Source organism: Polaromonas sp. (assembly GCF_029945925.1).
Taxonomy (GTDB): domain Bacteria; phylum Pseudomonadota; class Gammaproteobacteria; order Burkholderiales; family Burkholderiaceae_C; genus Polaromonas.
The window spans coordinates 1-11359 of record NZ_JAQSDN010000066.1 but is presented as its reverse complement, the minus strand read 5'-3'; the positions used below and the strand labels follow the sequence as shown (position 1 = coordinate 11359).

Annotated in this window: 10 protein-coding genes; 5 read left to right on the top strand and 5 right to left on the bottom strand. The window is 65.5% G+C overall.

Annotated features, from left to right (window positions below; all coding sequences use genetic code 11):
• Together PSV40_RS21745 and PSV40_RS21740 are read right to left on the bottom strand one after the other, a co-directional pair.
• Positions 1–259 (bottom strand): hypothetical protein (locus PSV40_RS21745; protein WP_300541842.1); only part of this gene is annotated, 259 nt, incomplete at its 3' end.
• A gap of 153 nt (positions 260–412) precedes the next feature.
• Positions 413–1459, bottom strand: a complete 1047-nt coding sequence (locus PSV40_RS21740) for a homocysteine S-methyltransferase family protein (RefSeq protein ID WP_300541840.1) — start codon at positions 1457–1459, stop codon at positions 413–415.
• Between the two features lie 224 nt (positions 1460–1683).
• On the opposite strand from PSV40_RS21740, the gene PSV40_RS21735 reads away from it, so the two are divergent.
• The 3 genes from PSV40_RS21735 to PSV40_RS21725 all read left to right on the top strand — a co-directional run bounded on the left by PSV40_RS21735 (position 1684) and on the right by PSV40_RS21725 (position 5934).
• Positions 1684–2076, top strand: a complete 393-nt coding sequence (locus PSV40_RS21735) for a rhodanese-like domain-containing protein (protein WP_300541838.1) — start codon at positions 1684–1686, stop codon at positions 2074–2076.
• Positions 2077–2165: 89 nt separating this feature from the next.
• On the top strand, positions 2166–4058 hold the full coding sequence (recQ, locus tag PSV40_RS21730) for a DNA helicase RecQ (protein WP_300541836.1): 1893 nt from the start codon (positions 2166–2168) through the stop codon (positions 4056–4058).
• A gap of 118 nt (positions 4059–4176) precedes the next feature.
• Positions 4177–5934, top strand: coding sequence for a 7TM diverse intracellular signaling domain-containing protein (locus PSV40_RS21725; RefSeq protein WP_300541834.1), 1758 nt, complete (start codon positions 4177–4179; stop codon positions 5932–5934).
• 75 nt (positions 5935–6009) lie between these two features.
• Here the strand turns inward: PSV40_RS21725 and PSV40_RS21720 are convergent, their stop codons facing one another.
• On the bottom strand, positions 6010–8370 hold the full coding sequence (locus tag PSV40_RS21720) for an ATP-binding protein (protein WP_300541832.1): 2361 nt from the start codon (positions 8368–8370) through the stop codon (positions 6010–6012).
• 169 nt (positions 8371–8539) lie between these two features.
• On the opposite strand from PSV40_RS21720, the gene PSV40_RS21715 reads away from it, so the two are divergent.
• Entirely contained in the window at positions 8540–9742 is a 1203-nt protein-coding gene (locus PSV40_RS21715; protein WP_300541830.1) for a threonine ammonia-lyase, read from the top strand.
• Entirely contained in the window at positions 9742–10146 is a 405-nt protein-coding gene (locus tag PSV40_RS21710; RefSeq protein WP_300541828.1) for a PaaI family thioesterase, read from the top strand. The genes PSV40_RS21715 and PSV40_RS21710 overlap by 1 nt, the downstream gene beginning before the upstream one ends.
• Positions 10147–10151: 5 nt before the next feature.
• Here PSV40_RS21710 and PSV40_RS21705 read toward each other — a convergent pair whose 3' ends face one another.
• Both PSV40_RS21705 and PSV40_RS21700 read right to left on the bottom strand, forming a co-directional pair.
• Entirely contained in the window at positions 10152–10682 is a 531-nt protein-coding gene (locus PSV40_RS21705; protein WP_300541844.1) for an MOSC domain-containing protein, read from the bottom strand.
• Positions 10683–10741: 59 nt separating this feature from the next.
• Positions 10742–11203 (bottom strand): glycine zipper family protein, encoded by a 462-nt coding sequence (locus tag PSV40_RS21700; RefSeq protein WP_300541826.1) that lies wholly within the window; start codon positions 11201–11203, stop codon positions 10742–10744.
• Positions 11204–11359: the final 156 nt, after the last annotated feature.

Genomic DNA, 11359 nt, shown 5'->3' with positions numbered 1-11359 from the left:
CGTCGCCAAAAGAAAAGTAAGCAAAAGAAAAGGCGACCCGATGGTCTGGGTCCCTCCGCTTCGCTGCGGGCAACCTGCGGTGCTCGCCGAAAACGGGGTCGAGCTCGAACTCGCTGCGCTCAGACAATCGCTCGCCCTGATCCGTTTTCGGCTGCGCTCCTCGGCCCAGCCCGACGGGTGGGGATGAAAGCGGGAGCGAATTCGGGTGCGGGGAGACCTGACGCGCGCAGCGCGTCAGGTCGAAGAACGCGGCCGTCATGTTTGCACGCGAGTGCAGCACACGTTGCCAAATGAAGTCCCCCTCCATCGCCCAGCGGGGCGAGGGAGGGGTTAGGGGTGGGAGTGGGGAGTCCGTCCTACTGTCAACAACATGCCCGGGGCGCAGCGTGACGCCTCACCGCAGGCACCACTCTTACGCCGCTTCCTTGTAAAAGTAGTCGCGTTGGATGCCGCGCGGCGCCAGCGGCTCGACCGCCTGGTGAATCGCCCCGATATGCTCCGGCGTCGTGCCGCAACAACCGCCCACGATGTTCACCAGGCCCTCTTCGGCAAACTCGCGCAGCAGGCGTGAGGTGACGTCCGGCGTTTCGTCGAAGCCGGTGTCGCTCATCGGGTTGGGCAGGCCGGCATTGGGGTAGCAGCTGATGAAGGTGTCGCCGGCCACACGCGCCAGCTCCTGGATGTAGGGGCGCATCAGCGCCGCACCGAGCGCGCAGTTCAGGCCCACGGCCAGCGGCCGCGCATGGCGGATGCTGTGCCAGAAGGCGGTGACGGTCTGCCCGCTCAGGATGCGGCCCGAGGCATCGGTGACCGTGCCGCTGATGATCAGGGGCAGGCGTTCGCCGGATTTCTCGAAATACTCGTCAATCGCAAACAGCGCCGCCTTGGCATTGAGCGTGTCGAAAATGGTCTCGACCAGCAGCGCATCGGCGCCGCCCCGGACCAGCGCCTCGGTCTGTTCGTAATAGGCCTTGCGCAGTTCCTCGAAGCTGGTGTTGCGCGCGCCCGGGTCGTTGACGTCGGGGCTGATGCTGGCGGTCTTGGGGGTGGGGCCGAGGGCGCCGACCACAAACCGCGGTTTGTCCGGCGTGGAAAACTTGTCGCAGGCGGCGCGCGCAATGCGGGCGGACTCGTAGTTCATCTCGACCGCGAGGTCGGCCATGTCGTAGTCGGCCTGGGCCACGGTGGTGGCGCCGAAGGTGTTGGTCTCTATCATGTCGGCGCCGGCGGCCAGGTAGCTTTCGTGGATGTCCTGGATCACGTCAGGCCGCGTCAGGCTCAGCAACTCGTTGTTGCCCTTGACGTCCTTGGGGAAGTCCTTGAAACGCTCGCCGCGGTACTGCGCCTCGTTCAGCTTGAAGCGCTGGATCATGGTGCCCATCGCCCCGTCGAGGATGGCGATGCGTTTTTCGAGAATGACGGGCAACTGCTGGCCCCGGGTGTAGATAAGCGGCTTCATGGCCCGATTTTAAGGCGCAGGCCATACACGGACAAGCTCACGGTCAATTGGAAAGGTGGGACGGACCCCATCCTTCAAGCAGGGGCCGCGGAACCGGCTTTGCCGGGCGACAGAAGCGAAGCCTCTGGCGAGCGGCGGCCTGCAAGGTGCGCGCATTACACGCAGTGAAAAGCGTGGGGGCTCCATTTTCCCCCGACAATAGCGCTTACATCCGAGCTCGACCCATGAAACACCTCCAACCCATAGAAGCCTGGGACTACCTGCAGCAGCACCCCGACGCCCTGTTTTTGGACGTGCGCATGGAAATCGAGTCGCTGTATGTGGGCCGCCCGCCCGGCGTGGTCAACGTGCCCTGGTACGAATACCCCGACCTGCAGCCCGACCCGACCCGGTTCGCCGAAGCGGTTGAGCGCGAGGCCAGCGGCAAGGACCAGCCGGTGTTGCTGATCTGCCGCTCGGGCCAGCGCACACTGGCCGCCGGCCTGGCGCTGGAGGCGGCGGGTTTTGCCGAGGTCATCAACGTGGTGCACGGTTTTGAAGGCGAACTCGACGAGCGGTTCCAGCGCTCCACCCTGAGCGGCTGGCGCTTTGACGGTTTGCCCTGGGAGCAGATGTAGCCTTGGTTTTCTGACAAAATCCGGCTCCAGCCCTTGCCCCACTTGCGCAGACAGCTCCTTTTTCGATAGCATTTTTACACTCCTCCGCCTTGTCCCTGCCGCACCCCACGCCCCCACTTTCCCCGCTGGACATCCTGGGCCAGGTTTTCGGCTACCCGGATTTCCGCGGCCCGCAGCAGGCCATCGTCGAGCATGTGGTGCGCGGCGGCGACGCGCTGGTGCTGATGCCCACCGGCGGCGGCAAGTCGCTGTGTTACCAGATCCCGGCCATCGCCCGGCAAAACGCCGGCCACGGCGTGACGGTGGTGATCTCGCCGCTGATCGCGCTGATGCACGACCAGGTCGGCGCGCTGCATGAGGCCGGGGTGTCCGCGGCCTTTCTCAACTCGACGCAGACGCAGGAAGAAAGCAGCGCGCTGGAAAAGCAGCTGCTGCGCAACGAGCTGACCCTGCTCTATGCCGCGCCGGAGCGCATCAACACCCCGCGCATGAAAGGCCTGCTGGGCTCGCTGCACGAACGTGGCCTGCTCAGCCTGTTTGCCATCGACGAAGCGCATTGCGTGAGCCAGTGGGGCCACGACTTCCGGCCCGAGTACCGCAGCTTGAGCCTGCTGCACGAAACCTTTCCCGACGTGCCGCGCATTGCGCTGACGGCCACCGCCGACGCGCTGACGCGCCAGGACATGATCGAGCGGCTCAAGCTCGAGGATGCGCGCGAGTTCGTCAGCAGCTTCGACCGGCCCAACATCCGCTACACCATCGTCGAAAAAACCGATGCGACACGCCAGCTGCTGCGTTTTATCGAGAACGAACACGCGGGCGAGGCCGGCATCGTGTATTGCCAGTCGCGCAAGCGGGTCGAGGAAGTGGCCGACATGCTGCAGGACGCCGGCCTGAAGGCCATGGCCTACCACGCGGGCCTGGACAGCAGCTTGCGCCAGCAGCGCCAGGACCGCTTCCTGCGTGAGGAAGGCATGGTGATGGTCGCGACGATTGCCTTCGGCATGGGCATCGACAAGCCCGACGTGCGTTTTGTCGCGCACCTGGACATGCCAAAGAACATCGAAGGTTATTACCAGGAAACCGGCCGCGCCGGCCGCGACGGCCTGCCGGCCAATGCCTGGATGGCCTACGGCCTGCAGGACGTGGTGAACCAGCGCCGCATGATAGACACCAGCGAGGCGGCCAGCGAGGAGTTCAAGCAGGTCATGCGCGGCAAGCTCGATGCCCTCTTGAGCCTGGCTGAAGACACGCGTTGCCGGCGTGTCAGCCTGCTGCATTATTTCGGTGAAGACAGCCAGCCTTGCGGCAACTGCGACAACTGCCTGGCCCCGCCCAAGGTCTGGGACGCGACCGAAGCCGCGCGCAAGATGCTCAGCTGCATTTACCGCGTGCAGCAGGCCAGCGGCATCAGCTTCGGCGCCGGCCACCTGATGGACATCCTGCGCGGCAAGGCGACCGAAAAAGTGCTGCAGCATGGCCACGACAAACTCAGCACCTTCGGCATCGGTGCCGACCTGGCCGAGGTGCAGTGGCGCGGCGTGCTGCGCCAGCTGATCGCCAAGGGCATGGTGCGGGTCGACCCCGACGCCTTCAACACCCTGCAGCTGCTGCCCGATGCGCGCCAGGTGCTCAAGGGCGAGGTCAGCGTGATGCTGCGCGAGCAGGCGCTCGGTGGTTCGGCCGACCGGCGCAAAAGCAGCACCAAAAAGGGCACCAAGACCTCCGTCAAGGGCCTGGCCGAAGCCTCGCTCAACGCCGGCGCGCTGGAACGCCTGGCCCGGCTCAAGGCCTGGCGCGCCGAGGTGGCGCGCGAACACAACCTGCCCGCCTTTGTCATCTTCCACGATGCGACCCTGCGCGCCATCGCCGAGCGGGCGCCGCAAAGCACGGCCGACCTGGAAGGCATCAGCGGCATCGGGGTGAAAAAGCTCGAAGCCTATGGCAGCGAGGTATTGCGCGTCTGCGCCACTGACGCCTGACCGGCCGGCGCCGCGGCTACAGCCATCCACCCGACAGCAAGCCGCCCGTCAAGCCAGCGGCCCCGGCAGTCCATGTCGGACCCGCTCGCCTGTGGGGCCTGCTGCACAATACCGGCCTGTGGGAGCCAAGAGAACATTCACTGCCGCGGGAGTGCTGGCCGCCTTTGCCCGGGGGTTGCTGGCCGTGCTCTGCCTGCAATCTGCCCTGCTGGCCAGCCCCGCGGCGGCAGGCGAGCTGCTGACCCTGGACCAGCAGCGCGCCCCGCTCAACATGGTGCCGGCACTGGAGTTCTGGATCGATGCGAACGGCCAGGCTTCGGTTGAGAAAATCGAGGCCGGTGCCCACACCCTCGGGTTTGCGCCGGTTCAGAGCGGCCGGCCCTACGCGCTTGACAACGCGGCGCTCTGGCTGCGTTTTAACGCCGTGGTCAAGGATCCGCAGACACACTGGAAACTGGAATTGCCCATGTCCGGTGTCGACAGGATCACACTTTATTACCGCGACAGCCTGGGCCGGTGGGTGGTTCAGCAAGCCGGCGACAGCCTGCCTATCAGCGCCTGGCCGCAGCCGGGGCGCTATCCGGTGTTCTCGCTGAGCCATGAGGTCGGGCAACTCGTCCCTTATTACCTTCGCGTCGAGCACGCCCGCATCCCCTTCTCCGCGCTGCCGCGCGTGGTAAGCGACGCGCAGGTCACCACGGCGCGTCAGCTGGAGCACCTGCTGCTGGGCGCCTATTTTGGCCTGGCGGCGCTGGTCACCGTCTTGGCCCTGATCAATGCCACGGCCTATCGGGATTGGGGCTTTGCCACTTATGCCCTGTATGTGGCAACCTTTGCGGGCTCACAGGGCGCTTTCTCCGGCGTGGCCGGGCTGTACTTGTGGCCGGAGCTGCCGAAGCTGAACAATATTTCCATTGTTCTGCTGCCATTGACGGCCGCGGCGGCCGCCCTCTGGTTTGTCCGGACCGTCACCACCCCCAAGCGCTTTTCGCGGGCGCTGGACTGGTTCATCGTGGCGCTGATGGGGCTGCTGCCGCTGGTCGCACTCATCGATGCAGCCTTTCCGACCATCGAAAGCTTTGCCCTCATCAACATCCTGGTCAGCGCCGGCATGGGGGTTGTGTTGATGGTGGTCGGGGTGTCACTGGTTGAAGGCGACCGCCATGCACGCTGGATGGCCCTGGGGTTTTTGCCCATCATGGTGGCCACCCTTTTCCCCTTGCTGCGCAATTTCGGCGTGCTCGCGTCCAGTTTTCTCACCCAGAACGCGCTGATGCTGGGCTCCGCGGTAGAGGCGCCCATCCTGTTTTACGGTTTGTTGCGCCGCGTCACACAGCGGCGCGAGTCCGAAACGCGTGCGACGGCCTTGCCCACGACCGACCCGTTGACCGGGCTGGGTTCGGCCAGGCTGCTGCTCGGCAGGCTGCGCCAGGCCCTGCGCACCGCCGAACGTTACAGGCAGCCCTGCGCGCTGCTGATTGTCAACCTGAGCAACCTCGCCAGCCTGCAGCAGCAGCACGGCCGCGAGACGGGTGACCGCGCCATGGTGATGGCGGCCGCATGCATCCGGGGCGCCGCCCAACCCACGGACACGGTGGCGCGGGTCGGCGACAGCCTGTTCGCGTTGCTGATGGAAGGGCCCATGAGCAGCGATTCGGTCACCCAGGTGGCCACCAAGATCCTTGCCGGCGGTCTGCGGCCATCCAGAAAGCTGCCCGAGGCCGATCCGCTGCTGTTCCATATCGCCATCGGTTATGTGGCCGAGTCGGCACGGCTGGGCCCGGACCAGGCCCAGGCCTGCCTCGAGCGCATGGTGCAGGCGGTCAAGGACATGGACGACGGGTCGCGCAAGGCGATCCGTCTGACCCATCTGTAACTTGACTTGCGGCAATATCAGCCCTCTGCCCCCGCCAATGTTGCGCAGCGTGCTATTTATTTAGTAGCGACCAACCTACTGCATGAAGCCCATGCCGCGGGCGTCACGCACATCGGGCTTGATGCGGTGCTCGGCTTCGAGCTGGCTTAAAAACTCGTCCGCCGTGAACTCGACCGACAAAATGTCGGTCTGGCGCTTGACGGCTGCAAAGTCACCCGGGCACAGCTGGTTCAGGCGGGCCAGCCGGTCGCGCAGGGCAGCGGTCAGCGCCGCACCGTCACCGGCCAGCGCTTCCGTGACGAACATCTGATCGCGCTGGAGCGGCGTCAGCGGCAGGAACTTGATCTTGAAGGTAAAACGCCGCAGCGCCGCCTGATCCAGGCTCTCGAGCAGATTGGTGGTGCAGACAAAAATGCCGCTGAAACGCTCCATGCCCTGCAGCATTTCGTTGACCTCGGTGACCTCGTAGGTGCGCTGCGCGCCGCGCCTGTCCTGCAGGAAGCTGTCGGCTTCGTCGAGCAGCAGCACGGCCTTCTCCTGCTCGGCCTCGGCAAACATCGCGGCCATGTTCTGCTCGGTCTCGCCCACGTACTTGCTCATCAGGTCACTGGCCTGCTTGATGATCAGCGGGCGGTCCAGCGCCTTGGCCATGTGTTCGGCCAGGGCCGTCTTGCCGGTGCCCGGTGCGCCATAAAAACACAACGTGCCGTGGCCACGCGCCTTGAGTGCCTCGACGATGCGCGGGACGTCGAAGCGCGACTCCACATTCAGCATGGACAGGTCGTAGGTGGTCACGCTGCGCCGTCCACCGGCGCCCGCCCTGTTGCCCAGCGCCTGGTCGGCGTTTTTGAGCTGGCGCTCGATCAGGGACTCCATCAGCGCCGTGTGGCCACCGGACAGGATCGCCCCCATGCCGGCGGCATCGGTGCTGGCGCCCGGGCTGCCAGCCAGTTTGGCAAACCGCACCGCCGTACGGATTTGCGCCGGCGTCAGGCCTTTGCGGCCGGTCAGCCTGGCCACCAGGGCGTCGCTGACGGGCACGCCTTCGAGCGTCTTGCGCACCAGGATCTCGCGTGCGCCCGGCGGCGGCGACTTGAGTTCCAGGTGGTAGGCAAAACGGCGCCGGAAGGCGGGGTCGATCTGCTCGATGCGGTTGGTCACCCACAGGGTGGGCACCGTGTTGGACTCCAGAATCTGGTTGACCCAGGCCTTGCCGTTGACCGAAGCGGCCGCCGGGGCAGACAGCTGCTCGGAGCGCGCCATCAGCTGCGCCGCTTCACTGGTGAGCGGCGGGAACACATCCTCGACCTCGTCAAACAGCAGTGCGGCATGGGCACTGCCCTTGAGGAAGACCTGCGCGATCTGCAGCGAGCGGTAGCGGTCGCGCCCGCTCAGCGAGTTGCCGTCGCGGTCGGCATATTCAACTTCGAACAGGTCCAGGCCGGCCGCCTGCGCGACCACCTTGGTCAGCTCGGTCTTGCCGGTGCCCGGCGGCCCGTAAAGCAGCACGTTGACCCCCAGCTCCTTGCCGGCCACGGCATTTCGCAGCAACGCCACGAGCACCTGGACGTCCTCCTGCGCGAAGGAGAAATCGGCCAGCCCGAGGCTGCTGCGCTCCACCGGCCGGGTGAACACCGCCATCAGCTCGTTCTGGTCGCGGTACTCGCGCATCAGCACTGGCGGCAGTTTTTCACTGACCTTCATGAGGTCGGCCAGGTCGGTGATGTTGTGCTCGGAAATCAGGTTTTCGACCATGCCGATGCGCTCCAGCCGCGAGCCGGCGCGCAGGGCCTCGGCCACTTCGTTGGCTTTCACACCGGCCACCTCGGCCAGCGCGGCATAGGCCTCCGGTGCGTTGCTGACCTTGAACTCCACCAGCATGGAGCGCAGGTCGCGCTGGTAACGCGCCAGCGTGCCGTACAGCAGCAGGGCACGTTCGGCCTGGTTCAGCTGCAACAGATTGGCCAGGGCGTCGATGTTTTTCTCGACCAGCGTGGACTGTTTTTTCAGCGCGTGGGTCAGCCAGTCGCCGGTGGCCGACAGCACCGACAGCAGGTCCTTGGGCTGGTCCTTGGCGTATTCGTCGAGGTAGAAGAACAACGTGCCTTCCTCGTAGGGCCCGCGCCAGGCGCCATGGCGGCCCATGAAGGCGGCATCGCCCAAGGCCTCGTGGCCCTGCCAGAATTCGTTGCCCCTGCAGCGGCGGCCCAGGAATTCACGCAGGCGCTGCAAGGCCGGCAAGGGCCACACCAGGTGCCGTCCCGACAGCGACAGAAGACTGTTGAGGTCGCGCCGCACATTGAACTTGGCACCCTGCCGGGCCGCCAGCGTCAGCACAAAATGCGAACACATCAGGTCCAGCACCGGCGCCTCTTTCAGGCCGGGGGACAGCAGCAACTGACCCTGCCTGTCAGCACCACCCGAACGCTTGCTCATTGAGAACCTCCAGCCCGGAAGGCCACATCATTTACACATGCACCCCAGATTGACGTAGACCCAACCATAACGCAGCTTCGCACACGAGGGAAGACGCGCCGGCCATGCCCCCGTGTAAATTGCGCCACAAACCCGGCCACAATCGACACTTCTGCCGGAGATCTTTCCCATGCTTGCTTTGACCGATATTGAGGCTGCGGCGCTTCGCCTGCAAGGCCAGTTGCTCGATACTCCCTGCGTGGCGTCCAAAACCCTGTCGCAGATCACCGGGGCGGACGTTTTCCTGAAGTTCGAGAACCTGCAATACACCGCCTCCTTCAAGGAGCGCGGCGCCTGCAACAAGCTGGTGCAGCTCTCGGGCGAAGACGGCCGCCGCGGCGTGGTGGCGATGAGCGCGGGCAACCACGCCCAAGGCGTGGCCTACCATGCGCAGCGCCTTGGCCTGCGCGCGGTGATCGTGATGCCGCGTTTCACCCCCGGCGTCAAGATCGAGCGCACGCGCGGCTTTGGCGCCGAGGTTGTGCTGCACGGCGACACGCTGGAGGAGTCGCGCAGCCACGCCCTGGCCCTGGCCGAACGCGAAGGCCTGGTGTTCATCCACCCCTATGACGACGAAGCCATCATTGCCGGCCAGGGCACGGTGGGCCTGGAGATGCTGCACGCCGTCCCCGACCTCGACACGCTGATCGTGGCCGTTGGCGGCGGCGGCCTGATCGCCGGCATGGCGACGGCCGCCAAGGCGATGAGGCCCGGCATTGAAGTCATTGGCGTGCAGACCTCGCGCTTCCCGGCGATGGTCAATGCGATCAAGGGCACACACTACCCCCAGGGCAGCAGCACGATTGCCGAGGGCATCGCCGTCGGCACGCCTGGCGTGATCCCGCAAGCCATCATTGCGCGCCTGGTGGACGACCTCGTGCTTGTGGAAGAAGGCGACATCGAGCAGGCTATCGTCATGCTGCTCGAAATCGAAAAAACGCTGGTCGAAGGGGCGGGCGCTGCGGGTCTGGCCGCGTTGCTGAAATACCCGGACCGCTTCAAGGGGAAAAAGGTCGGCCTGGTGCTGTGCGGAGGCAACATCGATCCGCTGCTGCTGGCGGCCATCATCGAGCGCGGCATGGTGCGCGCCGGCCGGCTGGCGCGCATCCGCGTGAGTGCGCGCGACGTGCCCGGCTCGCTGGCCAGAATCACCGCCACCGTCGCTGATGCCGGCGCCAACATCGACGAGGTGCATCACCAGCGGGCATTCACCATGCTGGCTGCGCAGAACGTCGACATTGAACTGGTGATCCAGACGCGCGGGCGCGCGCACATTGCGCAAGTGCTGGACGTGCTGAACACCGCCGGCTTTGAAGCCGTGGAGCAACAATGATGAACCTCGAAACCCTGCAAGCCGCCCTGCCCGACTATTTTGCCCCCTGGGTACAGGCCCTGGGCCTGCACGTCGTCTCGTTTGACAGCCAGGGCGTGACCTTGCGCGTCCCGCAGAACCCGCAGCTCTCCCGGGTCGGCGGCATGCTCTGCGGCCAGGCCATGATGGCCGCCGCCGACACGGCCATGGTGCTCGCGCTGATCAACCATTTTGGCGCGTTCAAACCCTGCACCACGGTCCAGATGAACAGCAGTTTTCTCAAGCCCCTGTCGAACCAGGACGCGCTGGTCGAGGCGCGTGTGATTCGCGCTGGCAAGTCATTGGCTTTTGGAGAGATCGACATCCGCGGCGCAGACGACGGCAAAAGTGTTTGCCGCGCCACGACAACCTACGCCTTGCTCTAGGGTTTCTAGCGCAGGTGTTTGCTCATTTTGGCGGCAAACAGCTGGGTGATACTCACGCTGCGCCGGCCCGGCAAGAGTTCGAAGCTATCCCCCGCGCTCAGGGTGCCTGGCGTCAGGACCGACAGGTAAAAGCCGCAAAAGCCGCTTTGCGCCATCAACCTCGAGGCGCGCGTAAAACCCATGGCTGCATTGAATTTGTAGCAGGGCTCGCGCGGAATGCGCACCTGCAGTTCGCAGTGTGGGAACCTCAGCACGTCCCCGGCCCACACCTCGCTTTCCAGCAGCCCCTGCAGCGTGAGGTTTTCACCCAGGCTGCCAAAAGGCAGGCTGTCGTCGATCTGGCTCAGGCCCTGTTCGCGGCGCGCAGCCTGCCAGAACGGGTAGTGTTCTGCCGGGTAGGCATAAACGGCTTTTTCGAGCCCGCCATGCACCGAGAGGTCGGCCTGCTCGTCACCGAGCAGGCCCACGGGCAACACAGGCACCGGGCCGGCCACGGCCTGCTTGCCCATGGCCGTGAGCACTTGGCGCCCACCCATGCTGACGCGCCGGGCGACGGCAAGCTGCACGGACAGCAGCTGGTGTAATGGGGACAAGCTCAGTTCCAGCCAATCACGTCGAAACCCTTGTCGGCCAGGCAGCGCTGCACATACGCGCGGTAGGTGCTGCTGGGCCGGTCGTTGCGGAAGGCGCCCTGAACCGCACCCGCCGAGCCGCCCACGGCGGCGCCTCCTGCACCGGCGCGGATCACGCCTTCGGTACCCCGGCCAGTGATCAAGGCACCAACAGCGGCGGCCACGCCGCCGGTGGCCGCGCCGCCCCCCCGCGCCACCGCATGGGTGTTCTCGGAAGGCGTCAATCCTGCTGCTGCAGCCCGGGCCATGCAGGCATTGGCCTCGGCACGGCCCTGCGCGTCACCCACGCGTTGGAGCGTGGCGTTGGGATACAGGACGGGCCGCGCTGACGGGGTGGCCGAGCCGGTGCTGGCGCAGCCCGGCAAGATGCCCAGCACCAGCGCAAGAACAAAACCGCCGCCCCAGCGGGTCAAATCAGGGTGCATGCTTTTGACTCCAGCGTTGAACTGCAATAACGCCCGCCCGGATGCCGCCGGACGACCAGAGATCGACTTTCCGTCCGCATGCGAGCTGCATCTATTTGAGCGGCAGTATTTTCCAATTCAGGTATGAGCCTGAAGGGCGGTTGATGCGGCGATCTG